Genomic DNA, 17,752 nt, shown 5'->3' with positions numbered 1-17,752 from the left:
GAGGCTGCGCGTCGATCCATGCAGACAAAGGGAAACGCAATGAGTGAGGAAATGATGCGGTTGGGCCGTGAGCGGCGCTATCTGGTGCTGCTGGGGCTGATCTGCCTGGCACTGATCGGCGGTGCGCTGTACATGCAGGTGGCCCTCGGCGAGGCACCGTGCCCGCTGTGTATCTTGCAACGCTATGCGCTGTTGCTGATCGCGATCTTCGCCTTCATCGGCGCCGCCATGCGCACCCGTCGCAGCCTGACGGTCTTCGAAGGCCTGGTGGTGCTCTGTGCCCTGGCCGGTGCCGGTGTGGCGGGGCATCACGTGTATACCCAGTTCTTCCCCGCGGTCAGTTGCGGTATCGACGTATTGCAACCGATTGTCGATGACCTGCCGCTGGCGAAGATCTTCCCGCTGGGTTTCCAGGTCGATGGTTTTTGCTCCACCCCCTACCCACCGATCCTGGGCCTGTCCCTGGCGCAATGGGCGCTGGTGGCCTTCGTGTTGACGGTGGTGCTGGTGCCGTTGCTGGTGTCACGGAACCGCAAACCGCTTCGCTGAAAACCTCGCTGAAACGCCCCGGTTCTCTCCTGGAGAGCCGGGGCGTTTTACGTTTCACGCTCGAGCCAGCGCGTCCTTGATCCGAGGCAAGAATGACCTGCGGCAATGTGCGACACGTTGTCACATAGCTTGTCGCGCTCAGGCTTTCCAAGGCTGATCAAACGCTCATGCCTGTAATAATAAATCGTCTGTTTTTGCAGCCAGCGTCTCGTGTGAAACAGGCATTTTTAACAGCGCAGCGTCAGGCGCCAGAGGCCCCGAAAACTGGGCGCTTGACGGGCAAAAAAGCCCTCATCGATCGGCCCGGGCTGTCTAAATCGGGCGTAGTAGACCTACGTTTTTTGGGGTTCTTGTTGAGAATTAATTTCGATAACATGCTGGCCCGTTGCAATATCGGCAAGAGATTGTTGCCGGATCGGATAAAAATTATTTCGGGATGAGACATGGTCTACAGCGCGTCACCTCACTACAATCGCCCGCACCGATTTTCCGACCCGGCTCAGGCTTGAGCACGAGAGTGGTCGAAGGGCGCCAGCGCCCCATGCGACCCCCAGGTGTCGGTGCCTCCAACTACTACCCGCACCAAATGGAATTGGGCTTGAACTAGGCCTTTTGACCAACGAATAAGAACTCACTGCTGGCCCAGGATGTGTCGAACAGCCGCTGACGTTCGATGGGCAGCCCTTATTCAATCCAAGAAATGCCAACCCTTGGCAGGGTGAAGTGTTGGCGATCAAAACCCAACTGCATTGCGCAAGCTGCTTTAGAGGTCGTGAGATGAGTAAAAACAGGTACCCCCGATTACTAGGCTTGTTGCCGCTGCTCGGCACGTTGCTGCTGGGAGGCTGCAACATGACCTTGCTCGATCCCAAGGGCCAGGTCGGCCTGGATGAACGAAACCTGATCATCACCGCCACGCTGCTGATGCTGCTGGTCGTCGTGCCGGTCATCGTCATGACCTTCCTGTTCGCCTGGAAGTACCGCGCAACCAACACCCAGGCCACGTACACGCCGAAATGGTCGCATTCGACCAAGATCGAAGTGGCGGTGTGGACCATTCCGGTGCTGATCATCATTGCCCTGGGTTATGTCACCTACAAGTCGACCCACGCCCTGGACCCGTACCGTCCGCTGGATTCAGACGTCAAGCCGATCACTATCGAAGTGGTCTCGATGGACTGGAAGTGGCTGTTCATCTATCCGGAACAAGGCATCGCCACGGTCAACAAGATCGTGTTCCCGGCCCACACGCCGATCAACTTCAAGGTCACCTCCGACACCGTGATGAACTCGTTCTTCATCCCGGGCCTGGGCGGCCAGATCTATGCGATGGCCGGCATGCAGACCAAGCTGCACCTGATCGCCAACCAGAACACCGAACTTGAAGGTATCTCCGCCAACTACAGCGGAGCGGGTTTCACCGGCATGAAGTTCAAAGCGACCGCCACCACCCAGGAAGAATTCGACGCCTGGGTCAACGAAGTGAAGAAGGCACCTAAACAGCTTGAAAAAGCTGAATACGAAGCCCTTTCCAAGCCGAGCCAGAACAACCCAGTCGAACTCTACTCGTCGGTTACGCCGAACCTGTTCCAGACCATCATCGACAAGTATGAAGGGATGAATCCGGGCAAGCCGATGCACCACGAGAAGAAAGAGAAGGAAGTGGCTCACAACATGGAAGGGATGGACATGAGCTCGCATTCAGCTGCCGGGGCAGAGGAGTAAACGATGTTAGGTAAATTAAGTTGGGAAGCGATCCCGTTCCACGAGCCGATTGTCATGGTGACCCTCGCCATCATCGCGCTCGGTGGTCTGGCATTGTTCGCGGGCATCACTTATTTCAAGAAGTGGACCTACCTGTGGACCGAGTGGCTGACCTCGGTCGACCACAAGAAAATCGGCGTGATGTACATCATCGTTGCCATGGTCATGTTGCTGCGCGGTTTTGCCGACGCCATCATGATGCGTACCCAACTGGCCATGGCCACCGAGGGTTCGCCCGGCTACCTGCCGCCTGAACACTATGACCAGATCTTCACCGCCCACGGTGTGATCATGATCATCTTCATGGCGATGCCATTCTTCACCGGCCTGATGAACCTTGCAGTGCCGCTGCAGATCGGCGCGCGCGACGTTGCCTATCCATTCCTGAACTCCCTCAGCTTCTGGTTGCTGGTGTCCGGTGTGGTGCTGATCAACGTTTCCCTGGGTGTTGGCGAATTCGCCAAGACCGGTTGGGTCGCCTATCCGCCGTTGTCGGGGCTGCAATACAGCCCGGGCGTGGGGGTGGATTACTACATCTGGGCGCTACAGCTATCCGGGTTGGGGACAACGCTGACGGGGGTCAACTTCCTGGCCACCGTGCTGAAAATGCGTACCCCGGGCATGAAGCTGATGGACATGCCGATCTTCACCTGGACCTGCACCTGGGCCAACGTGCTGATCGTCGCTTCGTTCCCGATCCTCACCGCTACCCTGGCGCTGCTGACGCTTGACCGCTACATGGATTTCCACATTTTCACCAATGAACTGGGTGGAAATCCGATGATGTACGTCAACCTGTTCTGGGCTTGGGGTCACCCTGAGGTGTACATCCTGATTCTGCCGGCGTTCGGTATTTTCTCCGAAGTCATCTCGACTTTCTCCGGCAAGAAACTGTTTGGCCACCACTCGATGATCTACGCTTCCGGCGCGATCTCGGTACTGGGCTTCATGGTCTGGCTGCACCACTTCTTCACCATGGGTTCGGGTGCCAGCGTCAACGCCTTCTTCGGCCTGGCGACCATGCTGATTTCGATCCCGACGGGTGTGAAGCTGTTCAACTGGCTGTTCACCATCTATCAGGGCCGCCTGCGTTTCACCAGCCACGTGCTGTGGACCCTGGGCTTCATGGTGACCTTCGCCATCGGCGGCATGACCGGCGTACTGCTGGCCATCCCGGGTGCGGACTTCGTACTGCACAACAGCCTGTTCGTGATCGCGCACTTCCATAACGTGATCATCGGCGGCGCCGTGTTCGGCTACATCGCGGGCTTTGCGTTCTACTTCCCGAAAGCGTTCGGCTTCAAGCTGCACGAAGGTTGGGGCAAGGCTGCATTCTGGTTCTGGATCTCGGGCTTCTTCGTCGCGTTCATGCCGCTCTATGCTCTGGGCTTCATGGGCATGACCCGTCGCCTGAACGCCACCACCAACCCTGAATGGGTGCCGTACCTGTACGTCGCCATGTTCGGCGCGGTGATGATCGCTGTCGGTATTGCCTGCCAACTGATCCAGCTGTACGTCAGTGTGCGTGATCGCAAGAAACCGGAAAACATGTGCGAGCACGGTGATCCGTGGAATGCCCATACCCTGGAATGGTCGACCTCTTCGCCACCGCCGTTCTACAACTTCGCCGTGCTGCCAAAAGCAGACGTCATCGACCCGTTCACCGAAGCCAAGGAAGCCGGCACCGCGTACCAGGCTCCGGCCAAGTACGAGCCGATCCACATGCCCAACAACACCGCCACCGGTGTGGTCATGGGCGCGCTGTTGACCGTGTTCGGTTTTGCGATGATCTGGCACATCTGGTGGCTGGCCATCGCCAGCCTGGTCGGCACCGTGGTGTATTTCGTGATCCATGCCGCCCGTGACGATCAGGGCTACATGGTGCCGGTGGATGTCATCGAGCGCATCGAAGCCGAGCAGCACAAGCGCCTGGTAGCGGCCGGGAAAGTCCCCGCCACCGCCACCCGTGTTGAAACCTCGTTGGAACAGGCTTAAACCATGTCGAACTTAGTGACCAATGTTGGACACGCCCATGGTCATGACCATGGGCACGATGACCATCACCACGACTCGGGCGAGATGACCGTATTCGGTTTCTGGCTCTACCTGATGACCGACTGCATTCTGTTCGCGTCGATCTTCGCGGTCTACGCGGTGCTGGTTAACAACGTCGCCGGTGGCCCGTCGGGCCACGACATCTTCGAACTGCCTTACGTGCTGGGTGAAACCGCGCTGCTGCTGTTCAGCTCGATCACCTACGGCTTCGCCATGCTGGCGCTGTTCAAGGGCAAGAAAACCCAGGTACTGGGCTGGTTGGCGATGACCTTCCTGCTCGGCGCGGGCTTTATCGCCATGGAGATCAACGAGTTCCATATCCTGATCGCCGAAGGCTACGGCCCTAGCCGCAGCGGTTTCCTGTCCGGGTTCTTCACCCTGGTCGGTACCCACGGCTTGCACGTGACCAGTGGCCTGATCTGGATGGCGATCATGATGTACCAGGTCCAGAAAAACGGCCTGACCGCCACCAACAAGACGCGCCTGAGCTGCCTGAGCCTGTTCTGGCACTTCCTGGACGTGGTGTGGATCTGCGTATTCACCGTTGTTTATCTGATGGGGACCCTGTAAATGGCTAACGCACATTCCCATGATGGCCATGACGCCGGCCACGGCAGCGTCAAGTCCTACGCCATCGGTTTCATCCTGTCGGTGATTCTGACCGTCATCCCGTTCGGCCTGGTGATGTACCCGTCGCTGCCCAAGAGCCTGACCCTGTGGATCATCCTGATCTTCGCCGTGGTCCAGGTACTGGTGCACCTGGTGTACTTCCTGCATCTGGACCGCTCCGCCGCCCAACGTAACAACGTGGTCGCGTTTGTCTTTGCCGCGATCGTGATTGTCCTGCTGGTCGGCCTGTCGTTGTGGATCATGTTCAGCATCCACACCAACATGATGGCGCACTGAGGAAAATCCGGATGTCCCTGAAGCACTTTATCCAAATCACCAAGCCGGGGATCATTTTCGGTAACGTGCTTTCTGTGGCAGGCGGGTTTTTCCTGGCCTCGAAAGGGCATGTCGATCTGGCCATCTTCCTGGCGGCGATGATCGGCACTTCCCTGGTGGTGGCGTCCGGTTGCGTGTTCAACAACTGCATCGACCGCGACATCGACATCAAGATGGAACGCACCAAGAATCGGGCGCTGGTCCAAGGCCTGATTCCGGTGCAACTGGCCCTGGCATTCGCCACGGTGCTAGGCGTGGCCGGCGTGGCGCTGTTGTACTGGGTGGCCAATCCGTTGGCGGCGTTGTTCGCGGTGATCGGTTTTGTCATCTACGTCGGCCTCTACAGCCTGTACCTCAAGCGCAAGTCGGTCCACGGCACGCTGGTGGGCAGTCTGTCGGGGGCGATGCCACCAGTGATCGGTTACGTGGCGGTCAGCAACAGCTTCGACATGGCGGCGCTGACGCTGCTGGTGATGTTCAGCCTGTGGCAGATGCCGCATTCCTACGCCATCGCGATCTTCCGCTTCAACGACTACCTGGCCGCCTCGATACCGGTGCTGCCGGTCAAGCGCGGCATCCAGGTGACCAAGAAACACATCCTGCTCTACATCCTGGCCTTCCTCGTGGCGACCTTGATGCTGACCTTCAGCGGCTACGCCGGCATGAGCTACCTCGCCGTCGCCGCCGCCATGGGCATGTACTGGCTGTACATGGCCTGGACCGGCTACAAGGCGGTGGATGACACGGTCTGGGCGCGCAAGCTGTTCGTGTTCTCGATCTTCACCATCACTGCCCTGAGCGTCATGATGTCCCTGGATTTCAAAGTGCCGAGTGAGCTGTTGCTGACGTACGCGCCTTAAGCTTCAGACGCTGCAAAAAAAGCCCCGCCTTCGAGAGAAGCGCGGGGCTTTTTCATGGGTGTTGCCTGGGCTGATGATGGCCTGTGGGAGCGGGCTTGCTCGCGAATGCGGTGGGTCATTTGACGGTGATGTTAGCTGACACGACGCCTTCGCGAGCAAGCCCGCTCCCACAGGTTCTGGCGGCGGACTGACGACCGCCGAACAAGAAGGGTTATTGCTGGGCGATGCTGTAGCCGTCGAAGGCTTTTTGCTGCTGCAACGCGGTGACGATGCCTTTGCGGGTGGCCGGTTGTTCGGTGCCGTCGTTGTCCAGGAAGGTTTCGCTTTCCAGCTCGGCTTCGTCACCTTCGCCTACGAAGTTGAAGCCCAGGAACTCGAAGGCTTCGCGGTCGACGTTCGGCTTGGAGCGTGGTGCGCGCAGGGGCAGGGTGACGCTGATGCCGTCCTTGCTGATGACAAACACTTCGGCTTCCTTCTTGGCCCGCGAGGCCTTGCCCTTGCTGCCGCTCGGGTTGCTGATGGCCTGGTGGGTCTGGTTCAACACTTTCAGGGCCAGGCCGTAGACCAGTTCCTGGAACGACGGGTCGTCCTTGTAGCTGGAGAGGATGCGGCTGATCGGGAAGCGGCTGCTCAGGTCTTCCAGGGCTGCGAAGTCGGCGGCTTCGGCGTCCTTGAGTTGTTTGAGCTGGCCCATCAGTTCGTAGGCCTTGTCGTCGTCGAAGGCATCGTGGGCCTGGCGGATGGCGTTGCGCAGTTCACGGATCTGGTCGCTTTCGCGGTTCGACTGGAACGCATCGAGGACCATTTCGCTGATGGTTTTGGCCTGGGGCAGATGCTGTGAAAGATTGATGGAGTTTTCGTATTCCGCTTTGGACGACAGGGTGACTACGGATTCAGCGGTGTTGGAATCGGACATTGAAATTTCACTACTTCTGTTAGCGGGATGAGGCGAGAAAGGCATTGAGCTTTTTTCCGGTCGCCTAATCTATTGGACCCGAGCGGTGTTGTCACGGTCGGACCGGCAGCAACTGACCATTTGTTGCCGTGGCGGCTTTCAGTCTTGCATCAGGTCCATCAATCGCAACGCGTCGGCGGTCGCGGCGCCACTGGCGGTGTTGTCGAAGATGCACCAGGTCGGTGTGTCGGGGTCGGCTTTCAATGCTTGGGCGAGGCGCTCCAGCCAGGCGTCCTCGTAAGCCGAGTAGTAAATCCGTGGCGAACCGTGCAACCGGTAATAGCGAATGCCAGGCCAGCCAGCGGGTTGATTGCCGCCGGGTAATGGCGACGGGTCGGCGGCGACACGGCCGATGCATGCGTCTTGCAGGATCGCCGCAGCCCGGGGCGCGAGCCAGCTCGGGTGTCGCGGCTCAAGCACGGCATGCCCCTGGTAACGGTCCCGCAAGGCCTTGAAGAATGCTTCGGTCACGACAGCCTCGAAGGCCAGCGACGGTGGCAACTGAATCAACAGGCAGCCAAGCTGTTTTCCCAGTTGTGAACATTGCCCGAGGAATTCATCCACAAGCCCTTCGCAGTCGATCAACCGCCGTTCATGGGTGATCTGCTTGGGCACCTTGACCGAGAAGCGAAAATCCCCGGCAACACTGTCGGCCCACTTTGCATACGTGGCGGGGCGGTGCGGGCGGTAGAACGAGCTGTTGATTTCCACGGCGGGGAATCGGCTGCTGTAGCGCTGCAAATGCGTTCCTTCCATCGCGAAGGCCGGCCAATGCTCCCGGGGCAGCGACCAGCCGGCGCAGCCCAGGTAAAGGCGTGATGAGGGGGAGGGAAGTCGAGTCGGCAAGGGCGAAGGCCTGATGGCAACGGATATAGCCTATGACCGCAGCCAGCGCCTCATGTCTGCATTGTTTTTTGTCGTTGGCGGGGTACCGTTCACTCACAAATCACATTCTTGCCCGCCATCTTGGAGCGATACAGTGCCTGGTCCGCCCGGTGCAGCAACGCCGAGTGCTGTTCATCCTCCAAGCGCTGCACCACGCCAAAACTCATGGTGATCTGGAAGTCGCCCACCGGCAGCAGGTCGGACAGGCCACGACGAATGCTTTCCGCCAGCAGCCGGGCGTCGGCCAGGGTGGTGTTGGGCAAGATCATGATGAATTCGTCACCGCCCCAGCGCACCAGCAAGTCACTGCCGCGCTCGCAACGCTTGACGCTCTGCACCACTTGCACCAGCGCTGCGTCACCGAAGGCGTGGCCGTAGCGATCGTTGATGTCCTTGAAATCATCCACGTCCATGGCGATCAGCGACAACGGCTCGCGGAAACGCTGTGCGCGCTCACAGGCCAGCGGCAGCGCCTGGTCCAGGCGATAACGATTGGCAACTCGCGTCAGGGCATCGGTTTCGGCAAGCCTGCGGTTCTCGTCGAGCTGGATCTGCAACTGATGGTTGACCCGCGACAGCTCGCGGGTGCGCTCTTCGATGACGACTTCCAGGGATTTGTTGCGCCGTTCCAGTTGTTCGAACAGGCGCTTCTTGTCGTCGATACTGCGATGGGCGCCGATCATGCGTGCCACCGTGCCGTCCGGGTTGCGGGCGATCACGTAGCCGCGATCCTCGATCCAGATGTAGGCCCCGTCGTGCGTGCGGCAACGGTATTCGGCCTGGTAGCGGTGGGATCGTTGTTCCAGGTAGTCGTCGAACAACGCCATGACCCGTGGGTAGTCCTCCGGGTGGATCACGCTTTCCCAGGTCAGTACGGTGTTGTCCAGTGAATGAGGCAGGTAGCCAAGCATGGTGTACCAGCCGGGGTTGCGGTAGACGAAGCCGGTGTTGGCATTCCAGTCCCAGATGCCATCGCTGACCAGTTCCAGGATGGTGTGCAGTACGCCTTCGTCCAGATCGGACAGGTCGAACCGCAGCATGTCGATGTTCGAGGCATCTCCCATCGTCGTTTCCTCAATCCGCCTTGATATCAAAATGCTCGTCCACGGAGGAAGAGTAGCTGATGGGGCGGGGGGGCACTAGCGGGGTAGAGATTGGGGTGAACGCTGAACTGTGGCGAGGGAGCTTGCTCCCGCTGGACTGCGTAGCAACCCCAAGACAGGGCCGCTTCGCGCCCCAGCGGGAGCAAGCTCCCTCGCCACGGGATTTAGTTTCATCCAACACTCATCGAGCCAACCCCTAGACTTTGCCCCATTTCTCCAGCGCAAACTCGACAAAACTGCGCAGTTTCGGCAGACGGTAGCGATCTTGCGCGTACATCAGGCTCATGGGGCGATGGGGCAGTTGGTAGCCCTGCAGTAACGCCACCAGGTGCCCATCCTTCAGGTCCTGGGCCACCAGGGCATCGGGCAGCATTACCACGCCCATCCCGGCCAGGGCGGCGCGATGCAGGCCCGAGGAACTGTTGATCAGCATCGGTCCGTTCACCGGCACCTTGGTTTCGCCGTCCGGCCCGTTGATGGGCCAGTGATCCTGGGCGAAGCGCCACTCATCCCCTGCCGAATAGGCGAACGACAGGCAATCGTGCCGCTGCAAGTCCGCGGGTTGTTCCGGCATGCCGCGCCTGGCCAGGTAAGCGGGGGAAGCGCAGATGGTCAGGGTGTAGTCCAGCAACGGGCGGGCAATCAGTTTCGGGTCGGGATGGCCGAGGCGGATGGCGACGTCGAATCCATGGTCGAGCAGGTCCAGGCGCTGGTTGGTCAACATCACGTCGAGCTTGACCTGGGCGAAGCGCTGGCTGAATTCGGCCAGGGCCGGCGCGAGGCGTTCGGTACCGAAGGTCAGCGGTGCGGTGATGCGCAGGGTGCCGGTGGGCTCGCCTTGGGTCTGTTCGGCCAGGCGCTCGGAGTCGGCCACCAGCCCCAGTACTTCCAGGCAGCGCTGGTAGTAGGTGGAGCCGAATTCCGTCAGGCGCTGGCGCCGTGTCGTACGGTTGATCAGGCGCACGCCGAGGCGTTGCTCCAGGGCACGAAGATGATTGCCCACCATGGTGGTGGACATTTCGCACGCCTGGGCCGCCGCCGTCAGGCTTCCGGTTTCGACCACCTTTACGTAAACGGTCATTGCCTGGAACAGGTCCATTATCAAGCTCGGCTTTTAAATGATTGAAGTAAAGCAGGGTTTATCCAGTTTTGGTGGCTAACCATACTGGAAAAAAACCAACCAATGGAGCTTGATGCCATGACCGCTGCCTGCCTGATGACCACTTACCAACCCTTGGCGCTGAATTTCACCCATGGCTTGGGGACGCGCCTGTGGGATCAGGACGGCCGCGAATACCTCGATGCGGTGGCGGGTGTGGCGGTGACCAATGTCGGCCATTCCCACCCGCGGCTGGTGGCCGCCATCAGCGAACAGGCCGGCCTGCTGTTGCACACCTCCAACCTGTACAGCATCGATTGGCAGCAACGCCTGGCGCAAAAACTCACTCGGTTGTCGGGGCTGGAGCGGGTGTTTTTCAACAACTCAGGCGCCGAGGCCAACGAAACCGCGCTGAAACTGGCGCGCCTCTACGGCTGGCACAAGGGCATCGAGCAGCCGTTGGTGGTGGTCATGGACAATGCGTTCCATGGGCGCACCTTGGGCACCATGTCCGCCAGCGACGGCCCGTCCGTGCGGCTGAGCTACAACCGGTTGCCGGGGGATTTCATCAAGGTGCCGTTCGGCGATCTCGCTGCGCTGGAACAGATTCAACAGGCTCACGCCGAGCGCATCGTCGCGGTGCTGGTGGAGCCGATCCAGGGCGAAAGCGGTGTGCAACTCCCGCCACCGGGGTACCTCAAGGCCTTGCGGCAGCTGTGCAGTCGGCGCGCCTGGCTGTTGATGCTCGATGAGATCCAGACCGGCATCGGTCGCACCGGCCAATGGTTCGCGTTCCAGCACGAGGGCATCGTGCCGGACGTCATGACACTGGCCAAAGGCCTGGGCAACGGTGTGCCCATCGGTGCCTGCCTGGCACGGGGCAAGGCCGCCGAGCTGTTTACCCCTGGCAGCCATGGCAGTACGTTCGGCGGTAATCCGCTGGCCTGTCGGGTCGGCTGCACGGTGCTGGACATCATCGAGGAGCAAGCGCTGGTGGCTAACGCCAGGCACCAGGGCGAGCACTTGCTGAGCCGGCTGCGGACCGAGCTGGCGGACAACCCCAATGTGTTGGCGATTCGCGGCCAGGGGTTGATGATCGGCATCGAACTCAAGCAACCGGTCCGCGACCTGACCCTTCGCGCCGCCCAGGACCACGGCCTGCTGATCAATGTCACCCGGGGCCAGACCATCCGCCTGCTGCCGCCGCTGACGATCGACGGGCGGGAAGTGGAGATGATTGTCAGGGGCGTGAGCCGCTGTCTGGCGCAGGGTTGAGGGGCGTTCGCCCGGCCGACGGTTTTTATCGGTCAGCCGGGCGAAGCGCAACGCAGCGGGACGGAATTTTTAACGATTGCCGCGTTCCAACGCCTGCCAGAGTCGATTGCCTACGCCCTGGCACTTCAGACTGAAAAACCAGGAGCATTCCATGTTCACCTCGCGTCGCTTGATCGTTGTCGCTACTGCTGTGGCCTTGTTGTCCGGCTGTGCGTCGCCTAATCCCTATGACAACCAGGGCCAGGCCTCTACCGAATCGTCGGGCATGAGCAAAACCGCCAAGTACGGTGGCCTTGGTGCACTGGCGGGAGCCTTGGCCGGTGCGGCCATCGGTCACGATAACCGGGGCAAGGGGGCGTTGATCGGCGCGGCGGTGGTGGGGGCTTCCGCGGCCGGCTACGGCTACTACGCCGACCAGCAGGAAAAGAAACTGCGCGCCAGCATGGCCAATACCGGCGTTGAAGTGCAGCGCCAGGGTGACCAGATCAAGCTGATCATGCCGGGCAACATCACCTTCGCCACTGACTCGGCGAACATCGCGTCCAGCTTCTACCAGCCGCTGAACAACCTGGCCAACTCCCTCAAGGAGTTCAACCAGAACCAGATCGAGATCGTCGGTTATACCGACAGCACCGGCAGTCGCCAGCACAACATGGACCTGTCCCAGCGCCGTGCCCAGAGCGTGGCGACCTACCTGACGTCCCAGGGCGTGAGCGGTGCCAACCTGTCGGCCCGTGGCGCCGGCCCGGACAACCCGGTGGCCAGCAACGCCGACGTCAATGGCCGCGCGCAGAACCGTCGGGTCGAGGTCAACCTCAAGGCCATTCCGGGCCAGGATTACCAGCAGGCACCGCAGCAGCAGGGCCAGACTTACCAGCAATATCCATAACCGCTGGGCGCTAAATGAAAGGGGGACCCTGAAAACGGGGTCCCCTTTTTTGCGGCTAGCGTTTGGATTTTGTGGCGAGGGAGCTTGCTCCCGCTGGACTGCGCAGCAGGCCCAAAACCAGCCACCACGGTGTGTCAGGGAGTTGAGGTGAAAGGTTTTGGGGGCTGCTTCGCAGCCCAGCGGGAGCAAGCTCCCTCGCCACAAAGGTGTTCACTCGAGTGATGGGCTGCATCGCCAGCGCCCGGGCAATCGCCATCCGTCTCGCGAGCAGGCTCGCTCCCACAGAGCGGATTTTCTTGAGCCAATAAAAAAGCCCGCCCGATCAGGTGATCGGGCGGGCTTTTGGGTGTCGCTTGGAAATTACTTCTTCAAGCCGTAATGCTCATCGAGCATGCCGGGTGAATTCGGGGCCTTGGGGGCGTAGTCCCGCGGCGGTTCCTGAATCCCTTTTGGTGGAGTCAGGCGTTCCCGTGGAGTCTGTGCCGCATCGGCTTGCAGGGCGGCCAGCAGGCGCTGGCGAGTCTGCTCGTCCAGGGCCAGGCGATTGGCACCCTCGGACAAATGATCCTGGACATCCTGGTAGCTCTGGGTGAGTTTTTTCACCAGAGAAGCGGTGCTGTTGAAGTGAGTGACCACTTCATTCTGATAACTGTCGAAACGTTCCTGAATGTCGTCCAGCTGACGTTGCGTGCTGTTGGGCACCGCATTGGGCAGCAGTCGGGCAAGCAGGAATCCAATGGCGACACCGGCAACCAGGGCAAGAGTCGGCAACAACCAAACTAAGAGCGAGTGTTCCACGAGTCCTTCCTCTATAAACGGCTTTGCTTTACGTTAACGGCTCGGACCTGCGCTGTATACCGCGAAGAACATCGCAATCATGCCAGGCACAGACTTTAGCTAGACGAGTCGACCCAATTCGGGGTCACGGAGTTCTTTCCCTTGCTTATGCGCGAAACCCCTGTCGTCATCGATGGCCCCTTGGGCCAACTGGAAGCCTTGTACCTGGACAGCGAGGCCCCCCGTGGCCTGGCGCTGATCTGCCACCCGAACCCGGTGCAAGGCGGGACCATGCTCAACAAAGTGGTCTCGACCCTGCAACGCACGGCCCGTGATGCTGGCCTTGTTACGTTGCGTTTCAATTATCGTGGCGTGGGCGCCAGTGCCGGCACCCATGACATGGGCACCGGCGAAGTGGACGACGCCCAGGCGGTCGCCCAATGGCTGAGTGAAAAATACCCGCAACTGCCCCTGACCCTGTTCGGTTTTTCCTTCGGCGGTTTTGTCGCCGCCAGCCTGGGCGGGCGCCTGGAAGCCCAGGGGCAGCCGGTCAAGCACCTGTTCATGGTGGCCCCGGCGGTGATGCGCCTGGACGAGCAATCGCCCCTGCCGACCGGTGGCGAGTTGACCGTGATCCAGCCGGAAACCGACGAAGTGGTTGATCCGCAGCTGGTTTACGAATGGTCCGACACGCTCCAACGCCCCCATGAGCTGCTGAAAGTGGCAGAATGCGGACACTTTTTTCATGGCAAGCTCACCGATCTCAAGGATCTGATCCTGCCGCGCCTCTCGAATTGACAGCAGTCTGACAAGCGATAACCCATGACGACGCGTACCCGTATCCTGACCGGCATCACCACCACCGGCACCCCGCACCTGGGCAACTATGCCGGCGCCATCCGTCCGGCGATCCTCGCCAGCCGCGACAGCAACGCCGATTCGTTCTACTTCCTGGCCGATTACCACGCCCTGATCAAGTGCGATGACCCGCTGCGTATCCAGCGTTCACGCCTGGAGATCGCCGCCACTTGGCTGGCCGGCGGCCTGGACGTGGACCGCGTGACGTTCTATCGCCAGTCCGATATTCCCGAGATCCCGGAACTGACCTGGCTGCTGACCTGCGTTGCCGCCAAGGGCCTGCTCAACCGTGCCCACGCCTACAAGGCGTCGGTGGACAAGAATGTCGAGGCCGGCGAAGACCCGGACGCCGGCGTCACCATGGGCCTCTACAGCTACCCGATCCTCATGGCCGCCGACATCCTGATGTTCAACGCCCACAAGGTGCCGGTCGGGCGCGACCAGATCCAGCACGTGGAAATGGCTCGGGACATCGGCCAGCGCTTCAATCACCTGTTCGGCCAGGGCAAGGAGTTCTTCACCATGCCCGAGGCGCTGATCGAAGAGAGCGTGGCCACGCTGCCAGGCCTCGATGGCCGCAAGATGTCCAAGAGCTACGACAACACCATCCCGTTGTTCAGCAGCGCCAAGGACATGAAGGACGCGATCTCGCGGATCGTCACCGACTCCCGCGCCCCGGGCGAAGCCAAGGACCCGGACAATTCGCACCTGTTCACCCTGTTCCAGGCCTTCGCCACTGCCGAGCAGTCCGCCGAGTTCCGCAGCGAACTGCTGCAAGGCCTGGGTTGGGGCGAAGCCAAGAACCGTCTGTTCCAGTTGCTCGACAGCGAGCTGGGTGAAGCGCGTGAGCGTTATCACCAGTTCATCGAACGTCCATCGGACCTTGAAGACATCCTGCAACTGGGCGCGAGCAAGGCCCGGGCCGTGGCAACGCCGTTCCTCAACGAATTGCGCGAGGCCGTTGGCCTGCGTTCGTTTGTCAGCCAGGTCCAGGTGGCAACCCAGAGCAAAAAGAAAGCGGCCAAGGCGGCACGTTTCGTCAGCTTCCGCGAGGAGGACGGCAGCTTCCGTTTCCGCCTGCTTTCTGCCGATGGCGAGCAACTGTTGCTGTCGAACCATTTTGCCGACGGCAAGACCGCGGGGCAGGTGACCAAGCAACTGCAGTCCGGCCAGCCCTTGGACGTGCGCAGCGAGGACCTGGGTTTCAGCGTCTGGCTTGAAGGCGAGTGCGTGGCGAACAGCCCGGCCTTCGCCGACAGCGCCGCCCGGGATGCGGCCATCGATGCGCTGCGCGTAGCCCTGACGCCTGCCCAGGACTGATTCCGGCGCGTCACCCGACCATCGGCCCGAATAAGGGCCGATTGCCATTCCTCTGGGCCATCGCTACAGTGACGGCCCGTTTTTGTTGCCTTGCTAACGAATATGACGCCCCTAGAACGATATCAAGCTGATCTGAAACGCCCGGAGTTCTTCCACGACGCAGCCCAGGAAACGGCGGTGCGGCATTTGCAGCGCCTGTACGACGACCTGGTCGCGGCCTCGAACAACAAGCCGGGCCTGTTGGGCAGACTGTTCGGCAAAAAAGACCAGGCACCGGTCAAGGGCCTGTACTTCTGGGGCGGCGTCGGCCGTGGCAAGACCTACCTGGTGGACACCTTCTTCGAAGCGCTGCCGTTCAAGGAAAAGACACGGACGCACTTCCACCGCTTCATGAAGCGCGTGCACGAGGAAATGAAGACCCTGGGGGGCGAGAAAAACCCGCTGACCATTATCGCCAAGCGTTTTTCTGACGAGACCCGGGTGATCTGCTTCGATGAGTTCTTCGTTTCCGACATCACCGACGCCATGATCCTGGGCACCTTGATGGAAGAGCTGTTCAAGAACGGCGTGACCCTGGTCGCCACCTCGAACATCGTGCCGGACGGCCTGTACAAGGATGGCCTGCAGCGGGCGCGGTTCCTGCCGGCCATCGCGCTGATCAAGGAACACACCGAAATCGTCAACGTCGACAGCGGCGTCGACTACCGCCTGCGTCACCTCGAGCAAGCGGAGCTGTTCCACTTTCCGTTGGATGCCGCCGCCGAAGAAAGCCTGCGCAAGAGCTTCCGTGCCCTGACACCGGAATGCACCCAGGCGGTGGAAAACGATGTGCTGATCATCGAAAACCGCGAGATCCGCGCCATCCGCACCTGTGACGACGTGGCCTGGTTCGACTTCCGCGAACTGTGCGACGGCCCGCGCAGCCAGAACGACTACATCGAACTGGGCAAGATCTTCCACGCCGTGTTGCTCAGCGGTGTCGAGCAGATGAGCGTTACCACCGACGACATCGCCCGTCGCTTCATCAACATGGTCGACGAGTTCTACGACCGTAACGTGAAGCTGATCATTTCGGCCGAAGTCGAACTCAAGGACCTCTACACCGGCGGTCGCCTGACCTTCGAGTTCCAGCGGACCTTGAGTCGTTTGCTGGAGATGCAATCCCACGAGTTCCTGTCGCGGGCGCATAAGCCGTAGGGGATTCGGAACACAAAAAAGGCCTGCGATTGCAGGCCTTTTTTGTATTTGTTGATTTCCCCTGCTGACCCTGTGGGAGCGAGCTTGCTCGCGATGGCGTCGTGTCAGTCAACATCCATGCTGCTGAACCACCGCCATCGCGAGCAAGCTCGCTCCCACAGTGGATCGTTGCCAAACCCTCGGGCTACGCCGCCTGCTGAAACTGCTGCCGATACTGGTTCGGCGACAGGTCGGTATGTTGCCGGAACAGCCGTGCGAAAAAGCTCGCATCGTCGTAGCCAACTTCGTAGCTGATGGTCTTGATGCTCTTGCGGCTGCCGGAGAGCAGGCCCTTGGCGGTTTCGATCCGCAGCCGTTGCAGGTAATGCAGCGGCTTGTCGCCCGTGGCGGTCTGGAAGCGGCGCATGAAATTGCGGATGCTCATGCCATGCTCCCGGGCAACGTCCTCGAAGCGGAATTTATCGGCGAAATGCTCTTCGAGCCATTGCTGGATCTGCAGAATGATCACGTCCTGGTGCAGTTTCTGTCCGCCAAAGCCGATCCGTCCCGGCGAATAGCTGCGTTGCACTTCATACAGGATGTCCCGCGCCACGGCTTGGGCCACGTTGGCGCCACAGAAGCGTTCAATGAGGTAGATGTAGAGGTCGCAGGCCGAGGTCGTGCCGCCGGCGCAAAACAGGTTGTCGGCGTCGGTCAGATGCTTGTCCTGGTTCAGGTGCACCTGGGGGAAGCGCTCCTTGAAGGCATTGAAGAAGCGCCAGTAGGTGGTCGCTTCCTTGCCGTCGAGCAGCCCGGCCTCGGCCAGCCAGAACACCCCGGTGGCTTCGCCGCAGAGTACCGCGCCGCGAGCGTGTTGTTCGCGCAGCCAGGGCAGGACCTGGGGATAGCGTTGGCAGAGGCTGGCGAAATCATCCCAGAAGGCCGGAAGGATGATGACGTCGGTATTTTCCAGGCCTCCGTCCACCGGCATGATCACATCGCTGAAGCTGTTCACCGGTTTGCCATCGGGGCTGACCAGGCGGGTTTCAAACGCTGGCGTCAGGCCTTGGCCCAGCTGTTTGCCATAGCGCAGGCTGGCCAAGTGGAAAAAATCCTTGGCTTGCATGAGGGTGAAGGCGAAGACCCGGTCGATGGCCAGGATGCTGACGCGCCGCAAGGGCGTGGAGACGTGCATAGACATAGTTCATCTTTATTTTTATAGGGGAAAGTGGTCACCAGACG

Annotated in this window: 17 protein-coding genes; 11 read left to right on the top strand and 6 right to left on the bottom strand. The window is 60.5% G+C overall.

The genetic code is table 11. From position 1 onward, the window contains the following. The first annotated feature begins 39 nt into the window (after window positions 1-39). The 6 genes from AC515T_RS23805 to cyoE all read left to right on the top strand — a co-directional run bounded on the left by AC515T_RS23805 (window position 40) and on the right by cyoE (window position 6,173). Window positions 40-549, top strand: a complete 510-nt coding sequence (locus AC515T_RS23805) for a disulfide bond formation protein B (protein WP_496530250.1) — start codon at window positions 40-42, stop codon at window positions 547-549. Between the two features lie 777 nt (window positions 550-1,326). Further along, a complete protein-coding gene (cyoA, locus tag AC515T_RS23800; protein WP_496530249.1) occupies window positions 1,327-2,274 on the top strand; it encodes a ubiquinol oxidase subunit II in 948 nt (315 codons plus the stop codon). A 3-nt stretch (window positions 2,275-2,277) separates the two neighbouring features. Next, window positions 2,278-4,308 (top strand): cytochrome o ubiquinol oxidase subunit I, encoded by a 2,031-nt coding sequence (cyoB, locus tag AC515T_RS23795; RefSeq protein WP_072409494.1) that lies wholly within the window; start codon window positions 2,278-2,280, stop codon window positions 4,306-4,308. 3 nt (window positions 4,309-4,311) lie between these two features. After that, window positions 4,312-4,938, top strand: coding sequence for a cytochrome o ubiquinol oxidase subunit III (locus tag AC515T_RS23790; protein WP_053125033.1), 627 nt, complete (start codon window positions 4,312-4,314; stop codon window positions 4,936-4,938). After that, on the top strand, window positions 4,939-5,274 hold the full coding sequence (cyoD, locus tag AC515T_RS23785) for a cytochrome o ubiquinol oxidase subunit IV (protein ID WP_014340102.1): 336 nt from the start codon (window positions 4,939-4,941) through the stop codon (window positions 5,272-5,274). It begins immediately after the preceding gene. An 11-nt stretch (window positions 5,275-5,285) separates the two neighbouring features. Beyond that, window positions 5,286-6,173: a heme o synthase gene (gene cyoE / locus AC515T_RS23780; protein ID WP_496530248.1), complete on the top strand. Its 888-nt coding sequence runs from the start codon at window positions 5,286-5,288 to the stop codon at window positions 6,171-6,173. Between the two features lie 211 nt (window positions 6,174-6,384). On the opposite strand, the gene AC515T_RS23775 is transcribed toward cyoE, so the two are convergent. From AC515T_RS23775 to AC515T_RS23760, 4 genes are all read right to left on the bottom strand, one after another. Further along, the gene (locus tag AC515T_RS23775) at window positions 6,385-7,089 is read right to left on the bottom strand and encodes a hypothetical protein (RefSeq protein ID WP_014340101.1); all 705 of its coding nucleotides are present in this window, start codon (window positions 7,087-7,089) and stop codon (window positions 6,385-6,387) included. A 138-nt stretch (window positions 7,090-7,227) separates the two neighbouring features. Next, window positions 7,228-7,974, bottom strand: coding sequence for a DUF72 domain-containing protein (locus tag AC515T_RS23770; RefSeq protein ID WP_496530247.1), 747 nt, complete (start codon window positions 7,972-7,974; stop codon window positions 7,228-7,230). A gap of 89 nt (window positions 7,975-8,063) precedes the next feature. Next, window positions 8,064-9,077 (bottom strand): sensor domain-containing diguanylate cyclase, encoded by a 1,014-nt coding sequence (locus AC515T_RS23765; protein WP_496530246.1) that lies wholly within the window; start codon window positions 9,075-9,077, stop codon window positions 8,064-8,066. 235 nt (window positions 9,078-9,312) lie between these two features. Then, entirely contained in the window at window positions 9,313-10,215 is a 903-nt protein-coding gene (locus AC515T_RS23760; protein ID WP_496530245.1) for a LysR family transcriptional regulator, read from the bottom strand. Window positions 10,216-10,314: 99 nt separating this feature from the next. On the opposite strand from AC515T_RS23760, the gene AC515T_RS23755 reads away from it, so the two are divergent. Both AC515T_RS23755 and AC515T_RS23750 read left to right on the top strand, forming a co-directional pair. Continuing rightward, window positions 10,315-11,490, top strand: a complete 1,176-nt coding sequence (locus tag AC515T_RS23755; protein ID WP_496530244.1) for an aspartate aminotransferase family protein — start codon at window positions 10,315-10,317, stop codon at window positions 11,488-11,490. A gap of 151 nt (window positions 11,491-11,641) precedes the next feature. Then, window positions 11,642-12,379 carry a YiaD family glycine zipper/OmpA-like lipoprotein gene (locus AC515T_RS23750; protein WP_496530243.1) on the top strand — a complete coding sequence of 246 codons (738 nt, stop codon included), beginning with the start codon at window positions 11,642-11,644 and terminating at the stop codon, window positions 12,377-12,379. A 360-nt stretch (window positions 12,380-12,739) separates the two neighbouring features. Here AC515T_RS23750 and AC515T_RS23745 read toward each other — a convergent pair whose 3' ends face one another. Further along, window positions 12,740-13,177, bottom strand: coding sequence for a Z-ring associated ZapG family protein (locus AC515T_RS23745; RefSeq protein WP_003205372.1), 438 nt, complete (start codon window positions 13,175-13,177; stop codon window positions 12,740-12,742). A gap of 147 nt (window positions 13,178-13,324) precedes the next feature. On the opposite strand from AC515T_RS23745, the gene AC515T_RS23740 reads away from it, so the two are divergent. The 3 genes from AC515T_RS23740 (at window position 13,325) to zapE (ending at window position 16,531) form a co-directional block, all read left to right on the top strand. Beyond that, window positions 13,325-13,954, top strand: coding sequence for an alpha/beta hydrolase (locus tag AC515T_RS23740; RefSeq protein ID WP_496533188.1), 630 nt, complete (start codon window positions 13,325-13,327; stop codon window positions 13,952-13,954). A 24-nt stretch (window positions 13,955-13,978) separates the two neighbouring features. Next, the gene (locus AC515T_RS23735; RefSeq protein WP_496530242.1) at window positions 13,979-15,334 is read left to right on the top strand and encodes a tryptophan--tRNA ligase; all 1,356 of its coding nucleotides are present in this window, start codon (window positions 13,979-13,981) and stop codon (window positions 15,332-15,334) included. A gap of 102 nt (window positions 15,335-15,436) precedes the next feature. Then, complete coding sequence (gene zapE, locus AC515T_RS23730) at window positions 15,437-16,531, top strand: cell division protein ZapE (RefSeq protein WP_496530241.1); 1,095 nt, start codon at window positions 15,437-15,439, stop codon at window positions 16,529-16,531. A 184-nt stretch (window positions 16,532-16,715) separates the two neighbouring features. Here the strand turns inward: zapE and AC515T_RS23725 are convergent, their stop codons facing one another. Next, complete coding sequence (locus tag AC515T_RS23725) at window positions 16,716-17,612, bottom strand: GlxA family transcriptional regulator (RefSeq protein WP_496533187.1); 897 nt, start codon at window positions 17,610-17,612, stop codon at window positions 16,716-16,718. Window positions 17,613-17,752 lie beyond the last annotated feature (140 nt).

It is taken from the genome of Pseudomonas sp. FSO-7 (assembly GCF_059579345.1).
This window is presented reverse-complemented; position numbering and strand designations above follow the sequence as displayed.

What these genes read in the sequence shown, in the direction of transcription:
- AC515T_RS23805 (WP_496530250.1), top strand. Translation starts at nt 40, where the DNA reads ATGAGTGAGGAAATGATGCGGTTGGGCCGTGAGCGGCGCTATCTGGTG.
- cyoA (WP_496530249.1), top strand. Translation starts at nt 1,327, where the DNA reads ATGAGTAAAAACAGGTACCCCCGATTACTAGGCTTGTTGCCGCTGCTC.
- cyoB (WP_072409494.1), top strand. Translation starts at nt 2,278, where the DNA reads ATGTTAGGTAAATTAAGTTGGGAAGCGATCCCGTTCCACGAGCCGATT.
- AC515T_RS23790 (WP_053125033.1), top strand. Translation starts at nt 4,312, where the DNA reads ATGTCGAACTTAGTGACCAATGTTGGACACGCCCATGGTCATGACCAT.
- cyoD (WP_014340102.1), top strand. Translation starts at nt 4,939, where the DNA reads ATGGCTAACGCACATTCCCATGATGGCCATGACGCCGGCCACGGCAGC.
- cyoE (WP_496530248.1), top strand. Translation starts at nt 5,286, where the DNA reads ATGTCCCTGAAGCACTTTATCCAAATCACCAAGCCGGGGATCATTTTC.
- AC515T_RS23775 (WP_014340101.1), bottom strand. Translation starts at nt 7,089, where the DNA reads ATGTCCGATTCCAACACCGCTGAATCCGTAGTCACCCTGTCGTCCAAA.
- AC515T_RS23765 (WP_496530246.1), bottom strand. Translation starts at nt 9,077, where the DNA reads ATGGGAGATGCCTCGAACATCGACATGCTGCGGTTCGACCTGTCCGAT.
- AC515T_RS23760 (WP_496530245.1), bottom strand. Translation starts at nt 10,215, where the DNA reads ATGGACCTGTTCCAGGCAATGACCGTTTACGTAAAGGTGGTCGAAACC.
- AC515T_RS23755 (WP_496530244.1), top strand. Translation starts at nt 10,315, where the DNA reads ATGACCGCTGCCTGCCTGATGACCACTTACCAACCCTTGGCGCTGAAT.
- AC515T_RS23750 (WP_496530243.1), top strand. Translation starts at nt 11,642, where the DNA reads ATGTTCACCTCGCGTCGCTTGATCGTTGTCGCTACTGCTGTGGCCTTG.
- AC515T_RS23740 (WP_496533188.1), top strand. Translation starts at nt 13,325, where the DNA reads ATGCGCGAAACCCCTGTCGTCATCGATGGCCCCTTGGGCCAACTGGAA.
- AC515T_RS23735 (WP_496530242.1), top strand. Translation starts at nt 13,979, where the DNA reads ATGACGACGCGTACCCGTATCCTGACCGGCATCACCACCACCGGCACC.
- zapE (WP_496530241.1), top strand. Translation starts at nt 15,437, where the DNA reads ATGACGCCCCTAGAACGATATCAAGCTGATCTGAAACGCCCGGAGTTC.